Source organism: Agilicoccus flavus, assembly GCF_014857905.1.
GTDB lineage: Bacteria > Actinomycetota > Actinomycetes > Actinomycetales > Dermatophilaceae > Agilicoccus > Agilicoccus flavus.
Genome location: NZ_JACYXE010000002.1, coordinates 239,930 through 265,732, shown reverse-complemented (window position 1 = coordinate 265,732; position 25,803 = coordinate 239,930). Strand labels below are relative to the sequence as shown.

Genomic DNA, 25,803 nt, shown 5'->3' with positions numbered 1-25,803 from the left:
CGGCCGGGCCCGCCCGGCCGTTCGGCGTCTGCGGATCGCGCAGGGCCGACGGGGACGGACGGCAGGGCCGCCATCGGTCCCGACCGGTGTCGGGACCTGCCCACCTATCGGCACCAATGGGCATGACGGACAGTGGATTCCACCCTCTCCGGGGGTCGCACCCGGCCCCCCGGGACGCAGAACGGCCACGTTTCCGCAGGTCAGAGCGGTAAACGTGGCCGATTCGCTTGTATACGAAGAACCTTGGAGTGTCGGGTGTCACCCGGTCGTCGTCGGCAGGATCCTGCTGCGCGTCGCCTCGAAGGCGGTGATGTCGGGTTCGTGGCGCAGCGTGAGGGAGATGTCGTCGAGCCCCTCGGTCAGGCGCCAGGCGATGTAGTCGTCGACGTCGAACGGCAGGACCGCCTCGCGGCAGGTGATGGTCCGATCGGTCAGGTCGACCGTGATCTCGGTGCCCGGGTCCTCCTCGAGAAGTTTCCACAGCAGCTCGACGTCGTCCTGGCCGACCTGAGCGGTGAGCAGGCCCGCCTTGCCGGAGTTGCCGCGGAAGATGTCGCCGAACCGGGGCGAGACGACGACGCGGAACCCGTAGTCCATCAGGGCCCAGACCGCGTGTTCCCGCGAGGATCCCGTCCCGAAGTCGGGCCCGGCGACGAGCACCGACCCCCTGGCGTAGGCAGGGGCGTTGAGGACGAACGACTCGTCGCCGCGCCAGGCCGCGAACAGGCCGTCCTCGAACCCCGTCCGGGAGACGCGCTTGAGGTAGACGGCCGGGATGATCTGGTCGGTGTCGACGTCGCTGCGGCGCAGGGGCACCCCGACGCCGGTGTGCGTGGTGAACTTCTCCATCATGCTCTCCTGATCGGTCGGTCAGCCTCGAACGGGCACGGCGCGGACTCCGGGCCCGCCGGGCCCACCGGGACCGTCGAGGTCGGCCGGTGAGCTGAGGGTGCCCCGCACCGCCGTCGCCGCGGCGACCTGCGGGCTGACGAGGTGCGTGCGCCCGCCCTTGCCCTGGCGCCCCTCGAAGTTGCGGTTGCTCGTCGAGGCGCACCGCTCCCCCGGCGCGAGCTGATCGGGGTTCATGCCGAGGCACATCGAGCATCCGGCGAGGCGCCACTCCGCGCCGGCCGCCGTGAAGACCTCGTCGAGACCTTCCTCCTGGGCCTGCAGGCGCACGCGCGCCGAGCCGGGGACGACGAGCATGCGCACGCCGTCGGCCACGTGGCGGCCCCGCACGACGTCGGCGGCGGCGCGGAGGTCCTCGATGCGCCCGTTCGTGCAGGAGCCGACGAAGACGGCGTCGACCCCGACCTCCCGCAGCGGCGTCCCCGGCGTGAGGCCCATGTAGTCGAGGGCCCGCTGGACGCCGGCGCGCTCGTCGTCGGGGAGGTTCGCGGGGTCGGGCACCGACGCCGAGAGCGGCAGCCCCTGGCCCGGGTTGGTCCCCCAGGTGACGAACGGCGAGAGCTCCGCCGCGTCGAGGTGGACCTCGGTGTCGAAGCGGGCGCCCTCGTCGGTGCGCAGCCCCCGCCACGCCTCGACCGCCGCGTCCCAGTCGGCGCCGGCCGGCGCGTGCGGGCGCCCCTGCAGGTAGGCGAACGTCGTCTCGTCGGGGGCGATCATGCCCGCGCGGGCGCCCGCCTCGATCGACATGTTGCAGATCGTCATCCGCGCCTCCATCGAGAGGGCCTCGATGGCGCTGCCGCGGTACTCGATGACGTGCCCCTGCCCGCCGCCGGTCCCGATCTTCGCGATGACGGCGAGGATGACGTCCTTCGCGGTGACGCCGTCGGGCAGCTCGCCGTCGACGGTCACGCTCATCGTGCGGAAGGGCTTGAGCGGCAGCGTCTGCGTCGCCATGACGTGCTCGACCTCGCTCGTGCCGATGCCGAACGCGAGCGCCCCGAAGGCGCCGTGCGTGGAGGTGTGGCTGTCGCCGCACACCACCGTCATCCCGGGCTGGGTCAGGCCGAGCTGCGGGCCGATGATGTGGACGATCCCCTGCTCGGCGTCACCCATCGGGTGCAGCCGCACCCCGAACTCCGCGCAGTTGGTCCGCAGCGTCTCGACCTGGGTGCGGCTCGTGAGGTCCTCGATCGGGCCCGGCGTCGTCGGGACGTTGTGGTCCTCGGTGGCGAGGGTGAGGTCGGGGCGGCGCAGACCGCGGCCGGCGAGACGGAGCCCGTCGAAGGCCTGCGGGCTCGTCACCTCGTGCAGCAGGTGCAGATCGATATAGAGCAGGTCCGGCTCACCTTCGACCGAACGGACGACGTGGGCGTCCCAGACCTTCTCGGCCAGCGTGCGACTCATGACTCTCCTCGGGCGACGGGCGGCCGCGAGTCGAGGGCTCCGCGGCGCGAACTCCTTCCCCGATTTTTGGCCAGGTCCAAGATGTGGCGGGCTTGAGTCTCAGGCAATGAGACGGCATGATCTGACCATGAACACGAGCAGTGGTGTGGGCGTGCTGGACAAGGCCGCGACCGTGCTGGCCGCCCTCGAGGCGGGACCCGCGACGCTGGCGCAACTCGTCAACACCACGCAGCTCGCGCGGCCCACGGCGCACCGCCTCGCCGTCGCGCTCGAGCATCACCGCCTCGTGTCCCGGGACATGCAGGGTCGCTTCATCCTCGGACCTCGCCTCGGCGAACTCGCCTCCGCCGCCGGCGAGGACCGCCTGCTCGCCGCGGCCGGGGCCGTGCTCGGCGCCCTGCGCGATCACACCCACGAGAGTGCCCAGCTCTTCCGTCGGCAGGGCGAGAACCGCATCTGCGTCGCCTCCGCCGACCGCCCGATGGGCCTGCGCGACTCGGTGCCCGTCGGCGCGACCCTGTCGATGCTCGCGGGCTCCGCCGCCCAGGTCCTGCTCGCCTGGGAGGAGCCCGACCGCCTCCACCGCGGACTGCACAACGCCGAGTTCACCGCGACCACCCTGTCGGGGGTCCGCCGCCGCGGCTGGGCGCAGAGCGTGGGCGAGCGCGAGCCCGGGGTGGCCTCGGTGTCGGCGCCGGTGCGCAACCCGGCCGGCCGGGTCATCGCCGCCGTGTCGATCTCCGGCCCCATCGAGCGCGTCTCGCGTCAGCCCGGCCGGTTGCACGCGGCCACGGTCGTCGCGGGCGCGAACAAGCTCACCGAGGTGCTGCAGCGGGCCCACCTCGCCCAGCAGCAGTCGTCGGCGCCCCGGGTCGCCGACGGGGACTGAGCTCCCGGCCGGCGAGCGGGCGAGCGACGCGAGCGGCCCGGAACGACGACAGGCCCCCTCCGAGGAGGGGGCCTGTCGCATCGGTAGCCCCGACGGGATTCGAACCCGCGCTACCGCCTTGAGAGGGCGGCGTGCTAGGCCGCTACACAACGGGGCCGTGTACCGAGGTGACGCCTGGGGCGTCGGATCCGCCGACCGGAGCCGGTGGAGCGGAGAGAACGTTACCGTGACCGGCGACGTTCTCCAAAACCACACGATCCGCTTTCCGCCTCGATGAGGCGGGGGCCTTCGCCGGGGGCGAGGCCTCCGCGGGCGCGTGATCCGCGCTGGGGTACCAGGACTCGAACCTAGACTAACTGAACCAGAATCAGTCGTGCTGCCAATTACACCATACCCCAACGGAAGTCAAGGCCCGACTCTCGCCTTCCCGAATGACGCATGAAACGCGTCGAATCGAGGAGTGTGAGTCGGACCGTGATCCGGAGAACAACTTTAGCGGCCCCCGGCCCGCCGCCCCAAATCGGCGGTGCGAGCGGGCGCGCCGCCCTCTCGCCGGGCTGCACAGGAGTCCGGGGCGGCGCCCGATCCCCCGTGTACCGTTGAGCGTCATGAGCGAGCCCGCCGCACCGGCTGCCACCGGCGATTTCATCCGCGATCTGATCGCCCGCGACAACGAGGCCGGCACCTTCGCGGGCCGGGTGCAGACGCGCTTCCCTCCGGAGCCGAACGGCTACCTTCACATCGGTCACGCGAAGGCGATCTGCGTCGACTTCGGCATCGCCGACGACTTCGCCGGGGTGTGCAACCTGCGGCTCGACGACACGAACCCCGACACCGAGGAGCAGGAGTTCGGCGACGCGATCCTCGCCGACCTTGCCTGGCTGGGGTTCACGCCCCCGGAGCCGGTCCGGCACGCGTCCGACTACTTCGACCAGCTCTACCTGTGGGCGGAGCACCTCGTCGAGAACGGACTCGCTTACGTCGACGAGCAGGACGCCGAGACGATCTCGGCGGGCCGCGGCGGCTACGGGCAGGAGGGCGTCGCGAGCCCGTACCGCGACCGCTCGCCGGAGGAGAACCTCGACCTGCTGCGCCGCATGCGCGACGGCGAGTTCGAGGACAACTCCAAGGTGCTCCGCGCCAAGATCGACATGAACGCCGAGAACATGCAGCTGCGGGACCCGGTCATGTACCGGATCCGGCGGCGCCACCACCACCGGACGGGCGACCGCTGGTGCCTCTACCCCACCTACGACTGGGCGCACGGGCAGTCCGACGCGATCGAGGGCGTGACGCACTCGCTGTGCACGCTCGAGTTCGACAGCCACCGCCCCCTCTACGACTGGTATCTCGAGCACCTGCCGCTGCCGGGCGACCGGCCCCGGCAGACCGAGTTCGCGCGCCTGGAGCTCACGCACACGATCACGAGCAAGCGGCGGCTCGCGAGGCTCGTCGCCGACGGCGTCGTCGACGGCTGGGACGACCCGCGGATGCCCACGCTGCGCGGGCTGCGCCGCCGCGGGTACCCCGCGAAGGCGATCCGCGACTTCTGCGCCTACATCGGGGTCACGCGGACGAACAGCCGCCACAGCATCGAGCTCCTCGAGTCGTTCGTGCGGCGCGAGCTCAACCTCACGGCGCAGCGGCGGATGGCCGTCCTCCGGCCGCTCAAGCTCGTGCTGACGAACTGGCCGACCGACGCCGTGGGCCGGCCGGTCGTCGAGGAGGTCGAGGTCGTCAACAACCCGGAGAACCCGGCCGACGGGACGCGATCCGTCCCCTTCTCCGGCGAGCTGTGGATCGAGCGCGACGACTTCGCGGCCGACCCGCCGCCGAAGTTCTTCCGGCTCTCCCCCGGCCGCGAGGTGCGCCTGCGCGGCGCCTACTTCGTCACGTGCACCGACGTCGTCACCGACGACGCCGGCGACGTCGTCGAGGTGCGCGCGACCTACGACCCGGCCAGCCAGGGCGGCAACTCCCCCGACGGGCGCAAGGTGAAGTCGACGATGCACTGGGTGTCGGCGGCCCACGCGGTCGACGCGAGCGTCGCGCTGTACGACCGCCTCTTCACGGCCGAGGCGCCCGGTGAGGCGACGGGCGACAGCTTCGACGACCTCAACCCGAACTCCGTCGAGCTGATCGCCGACGCGAAGCTCGAGCCGGCCCTCGCCGACACCCCGCCCGGCGAGGTCGTCCAGTTCGAGCGGCTCGGCTACTTCGCGCACGACCCCCGCACGCCCCTGCTCTTCCACCGGACCGTGGGGCTCAAGGACGAGTGGGCCAACATCCAGAAGCGTCAGGGCAGGTGACGGTCGCCGCCGGGGCCGGGGCGGCCGCTCGGTCCGTCCGCCCGACCGTGCCCGCACCGGGGCGCCCGTGACCGCGCGACACCCCGACGCGGCCACCCTCGAGGCGGTCGCCGACCTCGTCGCCGGCGGGCGGGTCTGCGTCCTCACGGGGGCGGGCATGAGCACGGAATCGGGCATCCCCGACTACCGGGGCCCCGACGGGACGCGCCGGGTCACGCCGATGACGTACGGCGAGTTCGTCGCCTCCACCGACGCGCGCCGCCGCTACTGGTCGCGGGCGCACGTGGGCTGGCGGCGGTTCGCGGCGTCCGCCCCGAACGCCGGGCACCGCGTCGTCGCCGCCCTGCAGCGCGAGGGCTTCACGTGCGGGCTGGTCACACAGAACGTCGACGGCCTCCACCAGGAGGCCGGCGCGAGCGACGTGCTCGAGCTGCACGGCACTCTCGGCCTCGTCCGCTGCCTGACCTGCGAGGACCGCATCCCGCGGGCGGTGATGGAGCAGCAGCTCGACGCGCTGAACCCGGGTTTCGCCGGTGGCGTCCGCACGGGCGAGATCCGCCCGGACGGTGACGTGACGCTGGCCGAGGCGGACGTCGCCGCCTTCGTCCTGCCGACGTGCCGGGTGTGCGGGGCCGACACCCTCAAGCCCGACGTCGTCTACTTCGGCGAGCCCGTGCCGAAGGACCGCGTCGCGCGCGCCTACGAGGCCGTCGACGCCTCCCGGCTCCTGCTCGTCCTGGGCTCCAGCCTCAAGGTGATGAGCGGCTACCGGTTCGTGCGGCACTCGCACAAGGCGGGCCGCCCGGTCGCGATCGTCACCCGCGGACGCACCCGCGGCGACGACGAGGCGACGTGGCGCCTCGACGCCGGACTCGGCGAGTCCCTCGTCGGGCTCGCCCGGCTCCTCGGCCTCACCGACGACTTCGGCGAGGTCGTCGACGGCGAGTACGCCACCGGCCTCCCGCTCGGGCTGACCTGATCCCCTTGCCGGGCCGGGCACGAGCGTCGGGGGATCCCCGGACCGCAGTCATGGTGACGCCCGCCGAGAACGAGCCCCCGTCGGCACCTGGCACTCGGCGACGTGCCGACCCCGATCGGCGCAGGCAGCGCGGGCGGGCTACGCGACGGCGCCGTAGCGCTGTCGTGCGGCTTTCTGCCACAGCCAGAGCGCGGGGGCCTCGCCCGGTTCGGGTGCGCGTAGCGTCGGGTCGGTGACGAGGAACCGAGACCGCGACGTGGCCGGGCGCCCGCGCCAGGCCCGGCCCCGCGACGCCCTGGGTCGGCCGCTGCCGTACGGGGAGGCCGGGGTGGAGCCGGTGCCGGAGGAGGCGCTGCCGCCGCTCGAGACCCTCGACGTCGCTCGCCGGCTCGTGCGTGACGGCCGCCCCTTCTCCGCCCACGAGGTGCTCGAGGCCCGCTGGAAGGCCGCCCCGGACACCGAGCGCGACCTCTGGCAGGGCCTCGCCCAGATCTGCGTCGGCCTCACCCACGCCGCCCGCGGCAACCACGAGGGCGCGCGGCGCCTGCTCGACCGGGGGGCCGGTCGCGTCGAGTCCTACGCCGCCGGCGACGGCCCCCGGTACGGCCTGGACCTCGACGCCGTCCTCGTCTGCGCGCGGGCCTCGGAACCGGGAGGGGACGACGCGCGCGGTTGAGCCGATGCTGAGGGCGCAGCGACCGGCGACGCTCGGTCGGGTGTGGTGACGACGGTCGGGCACGCCTCAACTCAGAAGGACGTGGCGCGCAGGGCGTTGCCGATCGGGGAGCCGTCGGATCGGGTCCATCGGACCCCGTCCGGGGTGACTTTCCCGCGGTGACGTTGTCGGTGGACTTCGGTGTGATGGTGACGACAGAGGAGGGCCAGATTGTCCATGTCCGTGGGCCCGCCGATCCCTCTGTCGCGCTCACTGCGGCTCGCAAGCTCGCCTCCGTTCGCCGCTCCCAGGGCCCAATAGATCAGATGGTGCCCGTCGCACCAGGCGGGCGGGATCGTGCAGCCAGGGAAGGTGCAGCGCTGGTCTCTTTGCTGCAGCGCGAGGCGCTGAGCCGGGGTGATGAGGCGCTTCGCGTGGCCGAGGTCGAGGAGTTCGCTCTTGGCTCCGAGGACGGCGGGGATGATCTGGGCGTCACAGCCGAGGATCCGCGCCTCGCTCGGCGACAGCGCCTGGGAGAACCCCGTCGTCGCCCACCCCTTCTCGGCGGCCTCTTCGAGCCCGGACATGAGGGTCTCCAGGGAGATCGTCACGACGACCTTCGCCTTCGTCCCCGACCCCGGCACATCCCGATCGGCCTCCGTCGCCGCGGCGACCATGTCGAGCAGCGCGTCCGCCCGGCGGGCGCCGGTCGAGCGGGGGTCGAGGTGGCCGTGCTCGTCGACGATCGGCGCGGACAGGGCGTTGATCGCGGCGGTGAAGACGGCCTCGGAAGCCGGGTCGAGCCGCAACGTCGCCACCAGCATGCCGTTCCGGTCCCGGTGAAAGCCGGTCAGCTCGCGCCGGTCCCGCGCCCGCTCGTGCTGGTCGTCCAGCCGACCCGGGATCCCGTACTGCCCGATGAGCAGATCTTCGATCGCCGCGAAGTCCTTCACGGGCGCGCCCTCGGCCGCATGGTCGATGAGGATCTGCAGCAGCGCGTCCCAATTCGGGTACTCGATGTCCCGCTTCAACCGGCGGAAGGACTTCGCGACCACCCCCGCCAGGTCGATGCCGATCCGGCCCTGCGTCACTGCGGCCCGCAGCGCCTCGACGTCATACCCGACGCACGTCTGCGCGACCTCGTGCAGATTCCTCGCCTGGGCCTTCGCGACCGGCACTCCCGCGTCCCGGCAGGACTGCTCCACCCAGGCCCGCGTCCTGGGGTGATCGGACTCCGCGATCACCCCGCGCGTCGACGCCTCCAACACGACCGCCGCCTGCGCGGCGGACGCCGCCGCGACCAGCTCCGCCGTCAACGCGGCCAGACCCGCCAACTCCGCATTCGCCACCGCGGACAAACCCCGCGGGAAAGCCAGAATGGCGTCGATCTGCGCCCGGAACCCATCCCCGGCCGGCACGGCCGGCGACTCGGGGAAGGGTGGTCGACGTCATGCCCTATTCTATCGAACACGCATCCGACAAACGGGTTATCCACAGGCGAAAGGCGTAGTGCCACACGGGGTTTCGAGCGCTCTTGACCGGCATCAAAACCCGTGCGCGGCAACGCTTCTCACGGCTCGGTCGACATGTGATCTGCATCACATTGCAGGTGGTCGCGCCGGCCGATCTCACCGAGCCACGCCGCCGGGCGCCGGCGCCCCGCGCGTCCCCCCGATCGGCGTGCGCAGGACCCCGAGCCGGTCCACCTCGACCTCGACGACGTCACCGTCGGTGAGCAGCCACTCCGGGTCGCGCGCGTACCCCACCCCCGAGGGGGTGCCGGTGAACAGGATGTCGCCCGCGTGGAGCGTGAACGTCCGCGAGATGTGCGCGACGGTCTCGCCCGCCTCGTAAATCTGCAGGTCCGAGGTGCTCTCCTGCACGGTCTCGCCGTTGACGCGGGTCCGCAGGCCCAGCCCGTCGCGCAGGTCGCCGGCCTCGTCGGCGGTGACGAGCGGTCCGATGGGGCCCGACCGGTCGGCGTTCTTGCTGAGGATCCACTGCGACGTGAGCTTCTGGGCGATGCGGGCCGTGAGGTCGCCACTGTACGTCGGGTGACACCGGAGTCCAGTCTCGAGCAGCTGTCCGTCATCCCGCCTCGTTCGCGCGCCGAGGGATTGGCCGACACCCTCGCCGCGCACATCGTCGACCGCGGGCTGCGCCCCGGCGACCGCGTCGGCACCCTCGACGACGTCCGGGCCGAGGTCGGGTTCGCCCGCTCGACCGTCAGCGAGGCGGTCCGGTTGCTGCGGGAGCGCGGCCTGCTCGAGATCCGGCCCGGGCGCCACGGGGGGCTGTTCGTCGCGGACCCGACGCCCCTCGTCCGGCTGCGCCACACCCTGCTCAAGGCGACGGGCTCCCCCGTCTCGGTGCGCGACGCCATCGAGCTCCGCGAGGCCCTCGAAGAACCGGTCGCCCTCGCGACCGCGCGCGTCTGCGGCCCGGCGGAGGCGGCCGAGCTCCGTGCGCTCGTGGCCGACCTGGGCACGGCGACGAACGACTTCGCGGCCTTCATGCACCGCAACTGGGCCCTCCACGAACGCGTCGCCGCTCTGTGCCCCAACGCGATGCTCGCCTCGGTCTACGCCAGCTGCCTCGGTTACATCTCACGCAACGTCGCCTCGTACGGCAGCGACGACGAGGTCGGCGCCTACCTGTCCGACCGCGCGGACGTGCACCGCCGGCTCGTCGAGGCCATCGTCGCGGACGACGCCGAGCAGATCCGCGCCGCCGCCCTCGCCCACAACGACACCGCCCAGAGCGCGCAGAGCGCCCGGACCAGGATCGACCAGGAGTGACCATGAGCGCGCCCTTCCGCCAGTACCTGTTCCCGCACGACCACCCCCGCCTCGCCGACATCCGCGGCATCGACGCGTACGCCTACCGCGAGGTGGCGGCCGGCGGTGGGTTCACCGGCGGCCTCGTGGCGGGGTGGCGCCCGCTGTACGCGCAGCCCTTCCGCGGCGTCACCAGCGACGGCGACCTCGTGAGCGGCCTCCACCCCCCCTGACCGAGGCCCCGCCCGAGGAGGCCGCACCCACCGCCGCCATGGTCGAGGCGGCGCAGCGGCTCCTAGACCGGTTGTCCCCGGCCGAACGCGACCGGATCGCCTACCCCGTGGACGCCGTCGAATGGCAGACCTGGGCCAACCCCGAGTTCATGCAGTTCGACACCGGGCTGCGCCTGGAGAACCTCGCTCCGCAGACCGTCGAGGCGGTCTTCGACCTCGTGCGGGCGTCGACGAGCGAGGCCGGCTTCACCGCGATCCGCACGATGATGCGCATCAACGGCTTCCTCGGTGAGGTCGTGGACCTGCCCCTCATCCTCTCCGAGCTCAGCTACAACATCGCCCTCTACGGGACCCCCTCGACCTCCGACCCATGGGGCTGGCAGCTCTACGGCCACCACTGCGCCGTCAACGCCCTGGTCGTGGGCGGGCGTCTCGTCATGGCACCGGTCTTCCGCGGCGCCGAGCCCGACGCCATCGACGAGGGCCCGCACGCCTGCGACGCGGCCTTCGCGACCCGCATCGACCTCGGCCGCCGGCTCATGGGCGCCCTCACCCCCGAGCAGCGGGCCGCCGCGACGGTGTACGAGCAGATGGTGGACCCGGCGATGCCGGAGGGCCGCGTCCACCCGGGCGACGAGCGGCACCTGGCGGGGGCCTTCCAGGACAACCGCGTCATCCCTTACGAGGGGGTGCGCGCCGACGAGCTGTCCGACGAGGCGAGGGACCTGCTGCTCGCCGTCGTCGACGAGTTCGTGGGCGTCATGCCGCCCGGACCGGCCCGGGCCAAGCGCCGGGAGGTGGAGGCCCACCTCGGCGACACCTGGTTCAGCTGGATCGGGGGGCACGGCCCGGACGACGTCTTCTACTACCGGGTCCAGAGTCCGGTCGTCGTCGCCGAGCTCGACCACCACTGCGGGGTCTTCCCCGACTACGACACCCCGCAGGCGTTCCACGTCCACACGGTGCTGCGCACCCCGAACGGCAACGACTACGGCCGCGCCCTCGTCCGCCAGTGGCAGGACGAGCACGACGACCGGAGGGGCGCCTCCGCCCGCCCCGACCCGACCGACCACGCCCGCCCCTGAGAGGCCGCAGACCATGTCCGAACCCACGCCCACGCGGGCCCACTCGGCGTTGCCGATCTTCCTCGTCTGCTGGCTGGCCTGCTCGCCGACGGCTACGACCTGTACGTCTACGGGGCCACCCTGCCCGGCTTCATCGGCCGGGCGCCGTGGAACGTCGACCGCGCCACGGCGGGTCTCGTCGGGAGTCTCGCCCTCGTCGGCATGCTCATCGGCTCGCTCGCCGCCGGGGTCCTGACCGACCGGTTCGGCCGGCGGTGGGCACGGTCGTCGCCTCGCTCACCTCCCTCACGCTGCTGCCCACCTACGGCGTGCGGCCCGTGTACGCGCTGGGCGCCGTCGCGCTGCTCCTGCTTCCGGTGGCCTGGAAGGTCCTGCCCGAGTCGCCCGCCTACCTGCGCGCCGTCGGGCGCGACGACGAGGCGGCCGTCATCAGCGCCCGCTACGGCCTGGCGATCCCGGCGGCTCCCCGCCGGTTCGGCAGCGCGACCCGCGGCGCCGCCGTCCGCCTGTTCCGCGACGGGCACGCCCGGTCCACCGTGTGCATCTGGCTCGTCACCCTCGTGAGCCTCCTGACGATCTTCGGACTGACGACGTGGCTGCCCCAGCTCATGCGGGAGGCCGGCTACGGCACCTCGGCGGCGATCAGCTTCCTGCTCTTCTACTCCCTCGGCGCGATCGTCGGGACACTCGTCGCCTCGCAGATTGGGCAGCGGACGTCGCCCAAGGTCATGGTGGTGGCCGGGTTCTGCTGCGCGGTCGTCGCGCTCGCCGTCATCTGGACCCGCCCGGACGGCGCTCTGCTCGTCGCGGCCGTCGTGCTCGCCGGCGTCGGTGGCCTCGGGACGCAGAACATGATCGCCGGCCACACCGCGCAGTACTACCCCGCCCACCTGCGGGCCACGGGCCTCGGCTGGTCCCTCGCCGTGGGCCGCCTCGGGGCCATCGCCGGGCCGACGTACGGGGCGTTCCTCATCGGCACGAACGGCGGGGTGCGCGACGCGGCGCTCGCGTTCGGGATCCCCGCCGCGGTGGGGGCCGTCATCGCGCTCGCCATGCCCTCGTTCGTCGGCCGCCGGACCCGTCCCACGCCCGATTCCGCGGCGGCGCCGGTCGCGACGGAGCCCGCGGCGTGACCGCCGAACGGGCCCCGCGTGCCCTCGAGGACCTGCCCGAGCACGTGAGCGTCCTCGTCGCGGGCGGGGGCCCGTCGGGCCTCGTCGCGGCGCTCGACCTCACCCGCCGGGGCATCGACTGCCTCGTCGTGGAACCCCGAGAGCAGGTCGACCCGTTCCGGCCGCGCGCGAAGACGACGAACGCCCGGACGATGACGCTGCTGCGCGCGCTCGGGGTCGCCGACCGGCTCCGCGCCGCCTCACCCCTGACGGCGGACTACTCGGAGGACGTCGTCTTCGCGACCGGGGTGGCGGGGCACGAGCTGCGCCGCTTCCGCCACGCCTTTCAGCTCTACCGTGACGGGTTCGCCCACGCTCCGGAGATCGGCCAGCGGGTGCCGCAGCCGGTCGTCGAGGAGGTGCTGCAGCGGCGGATCCGCGCCGACTACGTCGTCGCGGCCGACGGCGGCGCGTCGGCGGTGCGCAAGAGCCTGGGCATCCCCCTGCAGGGCTCGTCGGCGCCTCGCCCCAACGTCAACGTCTTCCGCTCCCGCGAGCTCGCCGATCGGGTCACCCTCGGGGACGCGGTGCAGTACTGGATCGTCGGGCCCGTGAGCGGGATGCTCGGGCGCCTCGACCTGGACGAACGGTGGTGGGCCATCGTCCAGGGCGTGGACCCGGAGCAGGGCGCCGACCCGGCCGACCTCGTGCGCGCCCTGGCCGGGGTGGACGTTGACGTCGAGGTGCTCGGTAGCGACCCCTGGACCGCCCGGATGCTCCTGGCCGAGAGCTACGGCCGCGGCCGGGTCTTCCTCGTCGGCGACGCCGCCCACCTCAACCCGCCGTGGGGCGGCCACGGCTTCAACACGTGCGTCGTCGACGCGCTCAACCTCACGTGGAAACTCGCGGAGGTCCTGCAGGGTCGCGCCGGCTCCGCCCTGCTGGACTCCTACGCCGCCGAACGCCGACCGGCCGCGGCCCGGATGATCGAGACGGCCGCCGCGAACGGCACCGCCCTCGCGTACTCCTTCGTCGTCCCCGGCCTCGCGGACGACGGCCCGGTGGGGGACGCGGCGCGGGCCGAGGTGGGCGAGCGCCTCGCGGTCAAGGACGCCGAGTTCCACGCGGAGGGGATCGTCTTCGGCTACACCTCCGCCGACTCCCCGATCGTCGTGCCCGACGGCACCCGCCCGCCGCCGGACGACCCGGTCGTGCACCACCCGTCGGCCTGCCCGGGCGGCATCCTGCCGCACCTGTGGCTCTCCGACGGCCGCTCCGTCTACGACGCGCTGGGCCCGCGTTTCACCCTGCTCGCGGCCCGGGACCTGCCCGACGGAGCGCCGTCCGGCGACCTCGGCGACTGCGCCGTGGTCGAGCTGCCCGAGGCGGACCGCGACGCCGCCCTGGGCGCCTGGGAGCGCCCGTTCGTGCTCGTGCGTCCCGACGGGCACGTCGCCTGGCGCGGCGAGCACCCCGACCAGGTCGCCGACGCGCTGCGCCGCTCCCTCTGGCGCTGACGGCGCCCCGCCCGTGGCGCCCGGCGCCCGCCGGCCGCCGCGCGCGGGAGCGACGGTGGGAGAATGCAGGGAGACCGATTCCCCCCATCCGGAAGGCCGATCATGCCCGTGCCCCACGACGACGACCCGGCGTTCGCCGAGTACGCCGACCCGTCGCGCCTCGTCTCCACGCAGTGGCTCGCCGACCACCTCGGAACCCCCGGGCTCGTGGTCGTCGAGAGCGACGAGGACGTGCTGCTCTACGAGACGGGCCACATCCCCGGCGCCGTCAAGGTCGACTGGCACACCGAGCTCAACGACCGGGTGACGCGCGACTACGTCGACGGCGAGGGGTTCGCGCGGCTCATGAGCGCCAAGGGCATCTCGCGCGACGACACGATCGTCGTCTACGGCGACAAGTCGAACTGGTGGGCGGCCTACGCGATGTGGGTCTTCGAGCTCTTCGGCCACGAGGACGTGCGTCTGCTCGACGGCGGCCGCGCCCTCTGGCAGGCGCAGGGGCGGCCCATGACCACGGACAAGCCGGCGGTCGAGCCCACCGACTACCCGGTCGTGCAGCGCCACGACGAGACGATCCGCGCCTTCAAGGAGGACGTGCTCGGGCACCTCGGCAAGCCCATGGTCGACGTCCGTTCCCCGCAGGAGTACACGGGTGAGCGCACGCACATGCCCGACTACCCGGAGGAGGGGGCGCTGCGCGGCGGCCACATCCCCGGAGCCAGGTCGGTGCCGTGGGCGCGCGCGGCGAACGAGGACGGCACGTTCCGCTCCCGCGCCGAGCTCGAGGCGATCTACCAGCAGGAACAGGGCCTGGAGCCGGGCGACGACGTCGTCGCGTACTGCCGGATCGGCGAGCGCTCGAGCCACACGTGGTTCGTGCTCACCTACCTGCTCGGTTTCGAGCAGGTCCGCAACTACGACGGTTCGTGGACCGAGTGGGGCAACGCCGTGCGGGTGCCCATCGTGCGCGGCGAGACGCCGGGCGAGGTGCCCTCGAGCAGGGGTGGGCGCGCGTGAGCGCCGACACGACCGGCCTGCCGGAGGCGCTCGCCGAGGTCGTCACCGACTTCCACGAGATGCCCGAGTCGCAGCGTCTCGCCCTGCTCCTCGAGTTCAGCACCGGCCTCCCGGCCCTCCCGCAGAAGTACGCCGACCACCCCGAGCTCCTCGAACCCGTCCCGGAGTGCCAGTCCCCCATCTTCGTCGTCGTCGACGTCGAGGGGCAGGGACCGGACGCTGCCGTGCGTCTCGCGTTCTCGGCGCCGCCGGAGGCGCCCACGACGCGCGGGTTCGCGGGCATCCTGGCCGAGGGGCTCGACGGCGCCACCGCCCAGGAGGTCCTCGACGTGCCGAACGACCTGCCCGGCCGCCTGGCCCTGACCGACCTCGTCAGCCCCCTTCGGCTGGGCGGCATGGCCGGCATGCTGGGCCGCATCAAGCGGCAGACGCGCGAGAAGGCCGGGCTGGGAGCCTGAACCCCGCCGGGCCTGCCCTGCCCGGCCTGCCCCTGCCCGGGGGGCCGAAGCCCCGGCGGCGGGCCGGCCCGGGGTGCGTAGACTCGAGCGCGGCATTCTCCCGCTCGACGAAGAGGTGGACGACGTGGCTCGACTCGTGCTGACGGTCATCGGCGACGATCGCGCGGGGCTCGTGCACGCGCTCGCCGAGGTGGTCTCCTCCCACGGCGGCAACTGGGAGGACAGCCGGATGGCGCACCTCGGGGGCACGTTCGCGGGCCTCGTCGAGGTGGGCGTGGCCGACGGGCGCACCGAGGACCTGCTCCACGGGTTGCGCTCCCTCGCAGGGGTCCTCGACGTCTCGGCCCGCCGCGCGGGGGCGCCGGCCGCGGGCCCCGACCGCGTCTCGCTGCGCCTCGACCTGCTCGGTAACGACCGCCCCGGCATCGTCCGGGAGATCAGCCAGGCCCTGTCGGCGGGCGACGTCAACGTCGTCTCGCTGACCACCGACAGCAGTGACGCACCCATGTCCGGCGGCCGCATCTTCGCGGCGACGGCGCTGCTCGAGGCGCCCGCCGGGGCCGACCTCGACGCCGTGCGGGACGACCTCGAGGCGCTGGCGCGCGACCTCATGGTCGACGTGACCCTGGCCGAGACGGCCCCCTGATCCCTCCCGCTCAGAGGAGGGCGGTCACGGCGTCGAGGTCGGGGACGATCCGGACCCCGGGATCGTCGATCGGCGTACCCCACCCCGCGTGACGCGGTTCGGGCCGGTCGGGGCGCTGCAGCCACGCGACGCGCAGGCCCGCGCCCCGTGCGCCGAGCACGTCGGTGGGCAGCGTGTCCCCCACGCACAGCACCTCGGCCGCGGTGACGCCGGCCCGCTCGCAGGCGAGAGCGAACAGGCGAGGGTCGGGCTTGCCGACCCCGATCGTGTCGGTCGTGACGACGGGCGCGCGCCCGGCGAGGCCGACGGCCTCGAGCTTGATCGCGGTCTGGCGATCACCGGAGTTGGTGAGGAAGCACACGGCCACGCCGGCCCGGTCGGCCGCGTCGAGCAGCGGCACGGCGTCGGCGAACAGCACCTGGGCACCGGCGAACGCGTCGAGGTAGGCGCCCTCGAAGGTCTCGAACCGCTCGTCGGGCAGCCCGAGATCCGCGAGCGCTCGCGCGTAGCGGGCCCGGCGCATCGCCTCGAAGGGAAACTCTCCGCGGGTGTAGCGGTCGAAGAAGTTCTCCGGGTCGGTGTAGAAGACGTCGGAGATCAGTTCGTGGTCGTCGGCGCCCCGCCCCGGCCACGCCGCGGCCGCCGCCTGCGCGCACGAGGACCGCATCGCGGCCTGGGTGTCGACGAGGGTGTCGTCGATGTCGAGCACGAGACCGCGCACCGGCTCGGCCCACTCGTCGCCGGGTGGGATCGGGGTCGGGGCCCCCGAGCGGGTCGGGTCGGTGGCGCTCATCGGTCGGCCGCGGCCGTCGCGGCCAGGCGTCGGTCGACGTCGGCGGGGTCGAGCAGCACGGTGACCCGGCCCTCGTCGGCGGCCGGCCCCGCCGCGACCGGGGAACCCGCGATCACGACGTCGGCGCGGCTCCAGGGGCGGTCGGCGGCGAGGAAGGCCGCCTCGGCGCTCAGCCAGTCGCGGGACAGATCGGCGTCGGACTCCCCCGCCGCGATGCGGTCGTCCTCGCGGCGCAGGACGACGTCGAACGGCGTGTGCACCCAGCAGGCGACGTCGATCCACGGCGCCAACTCGGCGCGGGAGGCCCCGACCCCCTCGACGACGAGCACCCTTGTGCCGGCCGGCACGTCGACCGCGCCCGGCCGGTCGCGTTCGTCCCAGGCCGGCGGGCGGAAGGCGACGGGCTCGCCGCCGTCGGCGACGGCCGGCGCGAGCACCCCGGTCGCGAGCAGGTCGGCCCAGTCGAAGAACGAGTGGTGCCAGGCGACGTCGTCGGTGTGGACGACGGACCAGCCGTCGCGTCCGTGCGCCACACGCGCCGAGAAGGTCGTCTTGCCGCCTGCGCTGCGGCCGTCGACGGCGACGACGACGCGACCGCCCCGGGCCGGCGTCGCCTCGACCCGGCGGGCCAGCTCCTCCACCGGGATCGTCGCGGCCGCCTCGAAGCGGGGCTCGTCGTCGTCGGGCCACCGGGGGGTCGGCGCCGCCCGGAGCCGTCACAGGCTCGCGCGCAGCGCGCGGAGGCGGGTCAGCGTCGAGTGGCGGCCGAGGATGTCCATCGACTCGAACAGCGGCGGCGACACCTTCGCCCCCGAGACCGCGGTCCGCAGCGGCCCGAACGCGACCTTCGGCTTGAGGCCCATCTTCTCGACGAGCGCCGACCGCAGCGCGGCCTCGATGTTCTCGGGCGTCCAGCCGCGGCCGTCGCCGAAGATGTCGCCCTCGACGTCCGGCAACCCCTCGAGCGCCTCGATCCCGGCGTCGAGCACGGCGGCCGCGTCGTCCCCGAGGGCGGCCCGGGCGTCGTCGGCGATCGGCAGCTCCTCGTCGGGGGTGAAGAAGGGCCGGACGAGCGCGGGCGCGTCGACGAGCTTGACGAGGCGAGGGGCGATGAGCGCCGTGACGGCCTTGAGCCGGCCGAGCTCGCCGAGCGACGGCCGCGGGGGCAGCACCCCCGCGTCGACGAGGACGGGCAGCAGCCGGGCGGCGAGCTCCTCGCGGCTCAGGCTGCGGATGTACTGGCCGTTGAGCCAGTCGAGCTTCTTGAGGTTGAACACCGAACCCGCCTTGTCGACGCGCGAGAACTCGAACCGGTCGACGAACTCGTCGAAGGTGAACATCTCGCGCTCGGTGCCGTCGGCCTCGACGATCGGCGGGTACCCCTGCAGCGCGAGGAAGTTGAGCAGCGCCTCGGGCAGGTACCCCTGCTCGCGGAACCACGTGAGCTTGGCCCACGGGCTCTTGCGCTTGCTGATCTTCTTGCGGTTCTCGTCGAGCAGGAGGGGCATGTGCGCGAACCGCGGCGCCTCGAATCCGAGCAGCTTGTACAGGAGCAGGTGCTTGGGCGTCGAGCTCACCCACTCCTGGCCGCGGACGACGTGCGTGATGCCCATCTCGTGGTCGTCGACGACGACGGCCAGGTGATAGGTCGGGAACCCGTCGGCCTTGAGGATGACCTGGTCGTCGGGGCGGGGGGCGCTCGTGCGGCCCATGATGAGGTCGTCCCACCCGAGCTCGACGTCGTCCGGGATGCGCAGGCGCACGACCGGCGTGGGCGTGAACCCGGGCAGCTTCTCCCGCTCCTGCTGCGTCATCCCGAGGCAGAGCCGGTCGTAGCCGGTGACCGACGACTTGCTCGACTGCTGCTCCTCGCGCATCTGCGCGAGCCGCTCGCCCGAGCACCAGCAGCGGTACGCCGCCCCCGAGTCCAGGAGCGCCTCGACGTACGGCCGGTAGGTGTCGAGCCGCTCCGACTGCCGGTAGGGCCCGTACGGGCCGCCGACCTCGGGCCCCTCGTCCCAGTCCAGGCCCAGCCAGCGCAGCGAGTCGAGCAGCTGCGCCTCGCTGTCGGCCTGGAAGCGAGCCCGGTCGGTGTCCTCGATGCGCAGGACGAACCGGCCGCCGGTGCGGCGGGCGTAGGCGACGTCGAACATCGCCATGTAGGCGGTGCCGACGTGGGGGTCTCCGGTGGGCGACGGGGCGACGCGCAGGCGTGCGGGGCTGGATGCGTTCGACATGATGCCGCCCAGCCTACCGAGGCCACCGAGGGCCGCTCAGCGACGCACGAACGGGTTGCGCAGGGTGCCGATGCCGTCGATCTCGACCTCGACGCTCTGTCCGTCCTCGACCCGGCCGACGCCCGCGGGGGTGCCGGTGAGGATGACGTCGCCGGGCAGCAGCGTGAACGCCGACGAGACGTACGCGACGAGGGTGGGGATGTCGAAGATCATCAGCGAGGTCGACCCGTCCTGCACGGTCTGCCCGTCGAGGCGGGTCTGCACCCGGACGTCGCGGTGGTCGAGGTCGGTCTCGATCCACGGCCCGAGGGGGCAGAACGTGTCGAAGCCCTTGGCGCGCGCCCACTGCTTGTCCGACTGCTGCAGGTCACGCGCCGTGACGTCGTTCGCGCACGTGTAGCCGAAGATGACGTCGTCGACCTTCTCGACCGGCACGTCCTTGCACATGCGGCCGATGACGACGGCGAGCTCGCCCTCGTAGCTGGCCTCGGTGACGACCGACGGGATGACGACCGGGTCGTCGGGGCCGATGACGGCGGTGTTGGGGATGAGGAACATGAGGGGGCGCTCCGGCACGTCGTTGCCGAGCTCCGCGGCGTGGGCCGCATAGTTGCGGCCGATGCCGATGACCTTGCTCCGCGGGATGACCGGGGCGAGGAGGCGCACGTCGGCGAGCTCGACCCGTTCCCCCGTGCCCGAGACCTGCGTGTACAGCGGGTCGCCCGCGACGGCCGCGATCCACTCCGAGCCCGGGTCGCCCTGGACGACCCCGTAGGAGGGCTGGTCGCCGATCGTGTAGCGGACGATGCGCATGGTTCACCCTTCTTCTGCACCGGTCCGTTCCGGTCCGGCCCGCTCAGAGGCGGGCGAGGACGGTGCGGCCGATGACGCCGTATCCCGTGGTGTTGGGGTGGATGTCCGCCCGTGAACACATCCACGTCCAGGAGCAGATGGTGGCCACGTTACGCGGCGCCCGCCCCCGGCCCGGGATCGAGGTCGACCGCAGGTCGTAGGACCGGTACGCCGTCGACACCCGCGCGATCTTCGCCCCGTGGCGCACGGCCGCGGACCGGATCTCGGCGTTGAGGCGGTTCTGCCCGAGGGTCGAGTTGACCGACGCCGCCCGGCGGCGCGGCTCGCTCAGGCGCAGCGCGAGGTAGGGGTTGTAGTACTCGAGGACGACGATCCGGGTACGGGGAGTGACCCGGCGCAGGCGGGTCAGGGCCGCGTCGAGGCGATCCCCGGCCGTGTCCGCGGCGGACAGCGCGCACCGGAGACGCACCTGCGTGCCGGTCCGGCAGGCGTTGAGGTCGTTCGCGCCGAGCGAGAGCGTGACGAGGCTCGTCGAGGGGTGCCGGCGCAGGAACGCCTCGGCCTGGCGGAGCTGGCTGCCGCGGGCGTACCCGCACCGCCCGCCGTGCGTGAACGTCGCGGTCGTCTCGCCCGTGCACCCGAGGTTCGTCGACGTGACGGGCGTGCCGCGCCCGGCCAGGCCCCGGCGGACGACGCCGACGTAGCCGCCCCGCCGGTCGTCCCCGCGCACCGGCTGGTAGCCCGCGGTGAGCGAGTCACCGAGCGCGAGATACGGCGTCGCCCGGACCCGGGCCGCGGGCGCCGGAGCCGCGGGGCGGGCGGCCGGCGGCGCCGCCTGGTGGGTCGCCGCACCGGGCGCCGCCGGCACGTTCGCGGCGGGCGCCGCCGGCAGACCCGCGGCGGCGGACGCGACCGGAGTGGCCCCGGCCAGCCCGACGCAGGCCGCCGCGGCGACGGCGAGGACCCGACGCACGCGTCGTCGCCCGGTCGACCCCGAGGCGCGCCCCGTTCCGGACCCGACCCCCGACCCCGCCTCGACGTGACGACCACCGGCGTGACGAACACCCATGACACCCAACCCCTTTCCCGACCTCGACCCGGCGGTCGAGGATACGCCGCCGGCCGCCTCGGTCCGGGCCACCGGCGCGCCCGTAGGCTGGATCCTCGTGGGTGAGCGCAGGGAGTTCGAGGTGTGGCGGGCGCAGGAGGCGGCGCACACCGAGCGCGCCGACTCCCTCACCGCGGCCCACCGGCAGCGGGCGAGCCGGGGTGAGAAGCACCCCGTCGTCGACTTCCTCTTCACGTACTACCGGTTCCGGCCGGGGCAGTTGCGCCGCTGGCACCCGGGTCCGGGCGTCGAGCTGCTGGGCGAGGACCCCGACGGTCGGGGCGACCAGCGCTTCTACGTCCGCGAAGACGGCACGACGCGCCTCGACGTCGAGGCGTTCCGGGCGGCGCGCGGGCGGCACCTACGGGACGTGGCGACCCTGCTCGCGGCGACCGCGGCCCGGCCGGCGGCCTTCGGCTGTTTCGGGTTGCACGAGTGGGCGATGGTGCACCGGACCGACCCCGACGAGGTGCGCCACCCGCGCCCCCTGCGGCTGGGTGCCGAGGGCACGGACGCGGTGACGGAGTCGCTGCCCGTGCGCTGCTCGCACTTCGACGCGTTTCGGTTCTTCACCCCGTCGGCGCGGGGTCTCAACCGCCTGTCCCCGGGCCCGGGCGACCGCGCGGCGTTCGAGCAGCCGGGATGCATGCACGCGACGATGGATCTCTACAAGCACGCGCACACCCTCACCCCGGGGATCCCCGCCGAGCTCGTCCTCGACGCCTTCGAGCTCGCGCTCGCCGCCCGCGAGGTGGACATGCGGGCCTCGCCCTACGACCTCGGGTACGAGCCGATCCGGATCGAGACCCCCGCCGGCCGGGCCGAGTACGTCGCCGCCCAACGCGACCTCGCCGACCGCGGCGCCCTCGTCCGCGAACGCCTGATCGCCGCCTGCGACGCCCTCGCAGGCTGAGTCCGAGGCGGGTTCTCGGCTCGCGCACGCCGGGGCGCACGTTCGCCCCGAGAAGCGGGCTCGCCGGGCTCAGGCGTCGTTGCGGGCGCCGTACAGCGCGACCCCGACCACGGGCAGGAGCAGGAACCACAGCCAGCTCCGCGTCGCGAAGAACAGGACGACGCACAGGACGGGCGCGAGACCCATGAGCGTGTTCCTGGCCCGGGTCGACAGGCCGGGGAGCCCCCCGCGCGCCACGCTCAGTCGCCCCGGCGGGAGTCCCGGTCGCCGTGACCGGGCCCGCCCCCGCCGAGCAGCATGCCGACGATGGGGATGAGCAGGAACCACCACCACTGCTTCGTCACGAGGAACAGCAGGACCGCGAGCATCGGCAGGACCATGAGCACGGTGCGCCGTTGACCCGGTGTGAGCGGGAACAGCCCGCCCGAGCCCTGCGGCTCGACGTCGCGCGACGCCGGGGCGGCCGGATCGGGGGTCGGGGGCGGCGTCGCGGCGGTCGCGCCCGCCCCGCTCCCCCGGGCGTCACCGGGGGACCCGTCGTCCCCGAGGGTGAGCATCCCGGCCTCGTCGCGGCGGGGCTCGTCGGTCTCCGCGGTCGGGTCCGGCAGGGCCGGCAGCCCGCTCACCGCAGCCTCGAGGTCGGCGACGCTCGCCGCGTTGCGGACGGCGGTCGTGCGCGCCTCGTGGTCGGCCGCGTCGATCGTGCCCGCCTGCCAGTGCCGGTCGAGCTTGGCCCGCGCGGCCTCGCGCCAGCGCTCGGGAATCGCGTCGTCACTCATGTCGGTCGTCCTCAGCTCGGGTGGGTCGAAAGCGGTGCGGGCCGGAGAGCCGCGCCGAGCGCGACCACCGGACCGGCGGGTCAGACGAGTCGGGTCATCCAGCCGTGGGGGTCCTCCGCGCGGCCGTACTGGATGTCGAGCAGTCGCCGACGGATGTCGAGGGTCGTGGCGCCGGCCCCGCCGTTCACGTCCGGGTCGCCGACGGTGCACTCGCCGCCCTCCCAGACGAGTCGTCCGACGGGCGTGACGACCGCGGCCGTGCCGCAGGCGAAGACCTCGGCGAGCTCGCCGGAGGCCGCGCCGTCCTTCCATTCCTGGATGGTGATGCGCCGCTCCTCGGGCTGCAGGCCCATGTCCTTGGCGAGCTCGAGGATCGAGTCGCGCGTGACGCCCTCGAGGATCGAGCCCGTCAGCTCCGGCGTGACGAGGCGGCCGTCGGAGAACAGGAGGAACAGGTTCATGCCGCCGAGTTCCTCGATGTACGTGTGCGTCTCGGAGTCGAGGAAGACGGCCTGGTCGCAGCCGTGGCCGATGCCCTCGAGCTGCCCCGCGAGGCTGGAGGCGTAGTTGCCGCCGCACTTGGCGGCGCCCGTGCCGCCGGAGCCGGCGCGCGCGTAGTCGGTGGACACCCACAGCGACACGGGCTTCATGCCGCCCGCGAAGTACGCGCCGGCCGGGGACGCGATGACGCAGTACGTGATCTCGTTCGCGGGCCGCACGCCGAGGAACGCCTCGGATGCGAACATGAAGGGCCGCAGGTACAGGCTCGTCTCGCCGGTCCCGTAGTCCGGCACCCACTCGACGTCCTCCGCGACGAGTGCCCGGACCGAGAAGATGAAGTCCTCCTCCGAGAGCGTGGGGAGGGCGAGGCGGTGGGCGCTGCGGCTCATGCGCCGCGCGTTGGCCTCGGGGCGGAAGGCCCAGACGGAGCCGTCCTCGTGGCGGAACGCCTTGAGGCCCTCGAAGACCTCCTGCGCGTAGTGCAGGACCGCCGCAGCGGGGTCGATGCTCAGCGGCCCGTAGGGGGCGATCTTCCCGTCGTGCCAGCCCGCCTCGGCCGTCCACGTCGCGAGCGCCATGTGGTCGGTGAACTGCTTGCCGAACCCGGGGTTCGCGAGGATCTCGCGGCGCCGGTCCTCCGTCGCCGGCGAGGGGTGAGCGGTGACGGGGAACTGAAGCGTCGACATGGGGCTGCGACTCCTTGACTGGTCGCCGACTCCTCGGCGACCGATCGGCGGGGCGGTCCGTCCGAGCCGGCCGGGTCGCGGCGGGCTCGAGGCGGTCTTCCGAGCAGGGTACCGCTCGGGCGGGCGCGCCTTCCGGGGCTTTCGGACGGCGTGGCTCACGCCCGGGCGGCGAGGGCGGGCGCAGCCTGGAGTCACGGGGGCTCGAGGGCAGGATCGGCGCGACGGAGAGTGGGCGGACATGCAGGTCGCGGTGCGACGGTCGGGCGGCGCAGTGGCGAGATGGCACCACCCGTGGGTGCAGCGGCGGCGCGGGGGCTGGACGTGGGAGTGCCGGTGCGGGGCCGCCGGTCGCGCCCCGGGCACGACGGACGGGCCGTGGCGCCGGGCGGTCGTCGCCGCCCTCTCCCACGCCGACGGCGCCACCCGCTGACGGCAACCGTTCCGGTGACCGGGATCGCGTCCGGCGGGTCTTCCGTGTGCGAGCCCTGCGATCAGCCCAGGCGGGCGGTGACGGCGTCGCCGATCTGGCTCGTCGAGCGCGGGGCGGTCGTGGCCGCGCGCTCGGCGAGGTCGGCGGCGACGGCCTCCTGCACGCGGCGGGCATCGTCGGGGCGGCCGAGGTGCTCGAGCATGAGGCCGACGGACAGGATCGTCGCGGTCGGGTCGGCCTTGCCCTGCCCGGCGATGTCGGGGGCCGAGCCGTGCACGGGCTCGAACATGCTCGGGAAAGTGCCGTCGGGGTTGATGTTCCCGCTGGCCGCGAGGCCGATGCCGCCGACGACGGCGCCCGCGAGGTCGGTGACGATGTCGCCGAAGAGGTTGTCCGTGACGATGACGTCGAACCGGCCGGGGTCGGTCGTGAGGAAGATCATCACGGCGTCGATGTGCTGGTAGGCGACCTCGACGTCGGGGAACTCCGCGCCGACCTCGTCGACGGTGCGCCGCCACAGGTGCCCGGCGTAGGAGAGCACGTTGTGCTTGTGCACGAGCGTGAGGTGCTTGCGGGGGCGGGCCTGCGCGCGGGCGAAGGCGTCGCGGACGACGCGCTCGACGCCGAACCGGGTGTTGACGCTCACCTCGGTGGCGACCTCCGCGGGCGTTCCGACGCGCAGCGCTCCCCCGTTGCCGGTGTACGGGCCCTCGGTCCCCTCCCGGACGACGACGAAGTCGATGCCGTCCGGCGCGACGCGGGCGACGTCCAGCGGACTCGCGACGCCCGGGTACAGCCGGGAGGGGCGCAGATTGACGTAGTGGTCGAACGCGAACCGGATGGTGAGCAGGAGCTGCCGCTCGAGGACGCCGCTCGGCACGCTCGGGTCGCCGACCGCGCCGAGGAGGATCGCGTCGTGGCGGCGCAGCTCCTCCAGGGTGCCCTCGGGCAGCGCCTCGCCGGTGCGGTGCCAACGCGTGGCGCCGAGGTCGTAGTCGGTGGTCGTCACGGCGTCGCGGCCGACGACCGCCTCGAGCACGCGGAGACCCTGCTCCACGACCTCGGGACCGATGCCGTCTCCGGCGATGACGGCCAGATCGAGGGGGCGGGCGCTCGTGTTCGACATGGCGGCATCGTAGGCAAAGTCTTGCCTGTCGGACACGGGATCCCAGGTCGTGGAACGGCTCGTCACACGCGAAGGCCGGCCACCCCCATCGGGGTGGCCGGCCCGCCCACGTCGGTGACGCGGGGTCAGCTGTGGCCCTGGTCCCGCAGGTCCATCGACTCCTGCAGGGCGCGGCGCGCGTCCTTCTGCTCTTCGGTCATGTCGATCCCATTCCTCCCCCACCCCGGCGCGACGGCGCCCAGGCTCGTGTCCTCGTCCGGTGGACCGGGCGCCGCCGATGAGGCGGAGGATGCTCGGCGCCCTCGGGATCTCCGGGGCCGGGCGACCGGTCCGTCGCGGCGGGCCGGTGGTCACCGACGCCTGAGCCGCCGTATCAGATTAGGCGCGCCCGCGGAGGAGCTCCGAGACCCTGTCCATCTGGCGAGAC

The 25,803-nt window shown here is 73.5% G+C and carries 25 protein-coding genes, 2 tRNA genes and 1 pseudogene; 14 read left to right on the top strand and 14 right to left on the bottom strand.

What is annotated here, in order from left to right; genetic code table 11:
• Positions 1 to 258: 258 nt before the first annotated feature.
• Together leuD and leuC are read right to left on the bottom strand one after the other, a co-directional pair.
• Positions 259 to 849 carry a 3-isopropylmalate dehydratase small subunit gene (gene leuD / locus ICW24_RS04680; protein ID WP_226344553.1) on the bottom strand — a complete coding sequence of 197 codons (591 nt, stop codon included), beginning with the start codon at positions 847 to 849 and terminating at the stop codon, positions 259 to 261.
• 21 nt (positions 850 to 870) lie between these two features.
• Positions 871 to 2,313: a 3-isopropylmalate dehydratase large subunit gene (gene leuC / locus ICW24_RS04675; RefSeq protein WP_226344552.1), complete on the bottom strand. Its 1,443-nt coding sequence runs from the start codon at positions 2,311 to 2,313 to the stop codon at positions 871 to 873.
• A 127-nt stretch (positions 2,314 to 2,440) separates the two neighbouring features.
• Here leuC and ICW24_RS04670 point away from each other — a divergent pair, with 127 nt between their 5' ends.
• The gene (locus ICW24_RS04670; protein ID WP_226344551.1) at positions 2,441 to 3,202 is read left to right on the top strand and encodes an IclR family transcriptional regulator; all 762 of its coding nucleotides are present in this window, start codon (positions 2,441 to 2,443) and stop codon (positions 3,200 to 3,202) included.
• Between the two features lie 84 nt (positions 3,203 to 3,286).
• Here ICW24_RS04670 and ICW24_RS04665 read toward each other — a convergent pair.
• Together ICW24_RS04665 and ICW24_RS04660 are read right to left on the bottom strand one after the other, a co-directional pair.
• Positions 3,287 to 3,359: transfer RNA gene (locus ICW24_RS04665), tRNA-Glu, on the bottom strand.
• A 169-nt stretch (positions 3,360 to 3,528) separates the two neighbouring features.
• Positions 3,529 to 3,600: transfer RNA gene (locus ICW24_RS04660), tRNA-Gln, on the bottom strand.
• Positions 3,601 to 3,810: 210 nt separating this feature from the next.
• On the opposite strand from ICW24_RS04660, the gene ICW24_RS04655 reads away from it, so the two are divergent.
• The 3 genes from ICW24_RS04655 (at position 3,811) to ICW24_RS04645 (ending at position 7,166) form a co-directional block, all read left to right on the top strand.
• Positions 3,811 to 5,511: a glutamine--tRNA ligase/YqeY domain fusion protein gene (locus ICW24_RS04655; RefSeq protein ID WP_226344550.1), complete on the top strand. Its 1,701-nt coding sequence runs from the start codon at positions 3,811 to 3,813 to the stop codon at positions 5,509 to 5,511.
• A 67-nt stretch (positions 5,512 to 5,578) separates the two neighbouring features.
• Positions 5,579 to 6,490 (top strand): NAD-dependent protein deacetylase, encoded by a 912-nt coding sequence (locus tag ICW24_RS04650; RefSeq protein WP_226344549.1) that lies wholly within the window; start codon positions 5,579 to 5,581, stop codon positions 6,488 to 6,490.
• A 232-nt stretch (positions 6,491 to 6,722) separates the two neighbouring features.
• Positions 6,723 to 7,166 carry a DUF309 domain-containing protein gene (locus ICW24_RS04645; protein ID WP_226344548.1) on the top strand — a complete coding sequence of 148 codons (444 nt, stop codon included), beginning with the start codon at positions 6,723 to 6,725 and terminating at the stop codon, positions 7,164 to 7,166.
• Positions 7,167 to 7,237: 71 nt separating this feature from the next.
• On the opposite strand, the gene ICW24_RS04640 is transcribed toward ICW24_RS04645, so the two are convergent.
• Both ICW24_RS04640 and ICW24_RS04635 read right to left on the bottom strand, forming a co-directional pair.
• Positions 7,238 to 8,494: an HNH endonuclease signature motif containing protein gene (locus ICW24_RS04640; RefSeq protein ID WP_226344547.1), complete on the bottom strand. Its 1,257-nt coding sequence runs from the start codon at positions 8,492 to 8,494 to the stop codon at positions 7,238 to 7,240.
• A 279-nt stretch (positions 8,495 to 8,773) separates the two neighbouring features.
• Complete coding sequence (locus tag ICW24_RS04635; protein WP_226344546.1) at positions 8,774 to 9,286, bottom strand: fumarylacetoacetate hydrolase family protein; 513 nt, start codon at positions 9,284 to 9,286, stop codon at positions 8,774 to 8,776.
• Between ICW24_RS04635 and ICW24_RS04630 the strand changes: the two genes are divergently transcribed.
• From ICW24_RS04630 to ICW24_RS04590, 9 genes and pseudogenes are all read left to right on the top strand, one after another.
• Positions 9,263 to 9,943 (top strand): FadR/GntR family transcriptional regulator, encoded by a 681-nt coding sequence (locus ICW24_RS04630; protein WP_264176186.1) that lies wholly within the window; start codon positions 9,263 to 9,265, stop codon positions 9,941 to 9,943. The genes ICW24_RS04635 and ICW24_RS04630 overlap by 24 nt on opposite strands.
• A gap of 2 nt (positions 9,944 to 9,945) precedes the next feature.
• The gene (locus ICW24_RS04625; RefSeq protein WP_226344544.1) at positions 9,946 to 10,155 is read left to right on the top strand and encodes a hypothetical protein; all 210 of its coding nucleotides are present in this window, start codon (positions 9,946 to 9,948) and stop codon (positions 10,153 to 10,155) included.
• A gap of 38 nt (positions 10,156 to 10,193) precedes the next feature.
• Positions 10,194 to 11,240: a DUF3500 domain-containing protein gene (locus tag ICW24_RS04620; protein ID WP_264176185.1), complete on the top strand. Its 1,047-nt coding sequence runs from the start codon at positions 10,194 to 10,196 to the stop codon at positions 11,238 to 11,240.
• Between the two features lie 66 nt (positions 11,241 to 11,306).
• Positions 11,307 to 11,441 (top strand): annotated as a pseudogene (locus tag ICW24_RS19625) (hypothetical protein); the annotation flags it as partial.
• 53 nt (positions 11,442 to 11,494) lie between these two features.
• Positions 11,495 to 12,373, top strand: coding sequence for an MFS transporter (locus ICW24_RS04610; RefSeq protein ID WP_226344542.1), 879 nt, complete (start codon positions 11,495 to 11,497; stop codon positions 12,371 to 12,373).
• Positions 12,370 to 13,869, top strand: a complete 1,500-nt coding sequence (locus tag ICW24_RS04605) for an FAD-dependent monooxygenase (protein WP_226344541.1) — start codon at positions 12,370 to 12,372, stop codon at positions 13,867 to 13,869. The genes ICW24_RS04610 and ICW24_RS04605 overlap by 4 nt, the downstream gene beginning before the upstream one ends.
• Before the next feature lie 102 nt (positions 13,870 to 13,971).
• Positions 13,972 to 14,886 carry a sulfurtransferase gene (locus tag ICW24_RS04600; protein WP_226344540.1) on the top strand — a complete coding sequence of 305 codons (915 nt, stop codon included), beginning with the start codon at positions 13,972 to 13,974 and terminating at the stop codon, positions 14,884 to 14,886.
• Positions 14,883 to 15,344 (top strand): SufE family protein, encoded by a 462-nt coding sequence (locus ICW24_RS04595; protein WP_226344539.1) that lies wholly within the window; start codon positions 14,883 to 14,885, stop codon positions 15,342 to 15,344. Before ICW24_RS04600 ends, ICW24_RS04595 begins: the two co-directional genes overlap by 4 nt.
• A gap of 124 nt (positions 15,345 to 15,468) precedes the next feature.
• Positions 15,469 to 15,990, top strand: coding sequence for a glycine cleavage system transcriptional repressor (locus tag ICW24_RS04590; protein WP_226344538.1), 522 nt, complete (start codon positions 15,469 to 15,471; stop codon positions 15,988 to 15,990).
• A 10-nt stretch (positions 15,991 to 16,000) separates the two neighbouring features.
• Here ICW24_RS04590 and ICW24_RS04585 read toward each other — a convergent pair whose 3' ends face one another.
• The 5 genes from ICW24_RS04585 to ICW24_RS04565 all read right to left on the bottom strand — a co-directional run bounded on the left by ICW24_RS04585 (position 16,001) and on the right by ICW24_RS04565 (position 20,806).
• The gene (locus ICW24_RS04585) at positions 16,001 to 16,783 is read right to left on the bottom strand and encodes an HAD family hydrolase (RefSeq protein ID WP_226344537.1); all 783 of its coding nucleotides are present in this window, start codon (positions 16,781 to 16,783) and stop codon (positions 16,001 to 16,003) included.
• Positions 16,780 to 17,424 (bottom strand): uridine kinase family protein, encoded by a 645-nt coding sequence (locus tag ICW24_RS04580; protein WP_226344536.1) that lies wholly within the window; start codon positions 17,422 to 17,424, stop codon positions 16,780 to 16,782. Before ICW24_RS04580 ends, ICW24_RS04585 begins: the two co-directional genes overlap by 4 nt.
• Positions 17,425 to 17,499: 75 nt before the next feature.
• Positions 17,500 to 19,020: a glutamate--tRNA ligase gene (gene gltX / locus ICW24_RS04575; protein WP_226344535.1), complete on the bottom strand. Its 1,521-nt coding sequence runs from the start codon at positions 19,018 to 19,020 to the stop codon at positions 17,500 to 17,502.
• A gap of 36 nt (positions 19,021 to 19,056) precedes the next feature.
• A complete protein-coding gene (locus ICW24_RS04570; RefSeq protein ID WP_226344534.1) occupies positions 19,057 to 19,833 on the bottom strand; it encodes a fumarylacetoacetate hydrolase family protein in 777 nt (258 codons plus the stop codon).
• 43 nt (positions 19,834 to 19,876) lie between these two features.
• Positions 19,877 to 20,806: an SGNH/GDSL hydrolase family protein gene (locus ICW24_RS04565; RefSeq protein WP_226344533.1), complete on the bottom strand. Its 930-nt coding sequence runs from the start codon at positions 20,804 to 20,806 to the stop codon at positions 19,877 to 19,879.
• Between the two features lie 94 nt (positions 20,807 to 20,900).
• Between ICW24_RS04565 and ICW24_RS04560 the strand changes: the two genes are divergently transcribed.
• Positions 20,901 to 21,854: a 3-methyladenine DNA glycosylase gene (locus tag ICW24_RS04560; protein ID WP_226344532.1), complete on the top strand. Its 954-nt coding sequence runs from the start codon at positions 20,901 to 20,903 to the stop codon at positions 21,852 to 21,854.
• A gap of 239 nt (positions 21,855 to 22,093) precedes the next feature.
• Here ICW24_RS04560 and ICW24_RS04555 read toward each other — a convergent pair whose 3' ends face one another.
• The 3 genes from ICW24_RS04555 to ICW24_RS04545 all read right to left on the bottom strand — a co-directional run bounded on the left by ICW24_RS04555 (position 22,094) and on the right by ICW24_RS04545 (position 25,376).
• Positions 22,094 to 22,633, bottom strand: a complete 540-nt coding sequence (locus tag ICW24_RS04555) for a DUF1707 domain-containing protein (RefSeq protein ID WP_226344531.1) — start codon at positions 22,631 to 22,633, stop codon at positions 22,094 to 22,096.
• An 80-nt stretch (positions 22,634 to 22,713) separates the two neighbouring features.
• Positions 22,714 to 23,820, bottom strand: a complete 1,107-nt coding sequence (locus ICW24_RS04550; protein ID WP_226344530.1) for a branched-chain amino acid aminotransferase — start codon at positions 23,818 to 23,820, stop codon at positions 22,714 to 22,716.
• Positions 23,821 to 24,311: 491 nt separating this feature from the next.
• Positions 24,312 to 25,376 carry a 3-isopropylmalate dehydrogenase gene (locus tag ICW24_RS04545; RefSeq protein ID WP_226344529.1) on the bottom strand — a complete coding sequence of 355 codons (1,065 nt, stop codon included), beginning with the start codon at positions 25,374 to 25,376 and terminating at the stop codon, positions 24,312 to 24,314.
• Between the last annotated feature and the right edge of the window lie 427 nt (positions 25,377 to 25,803).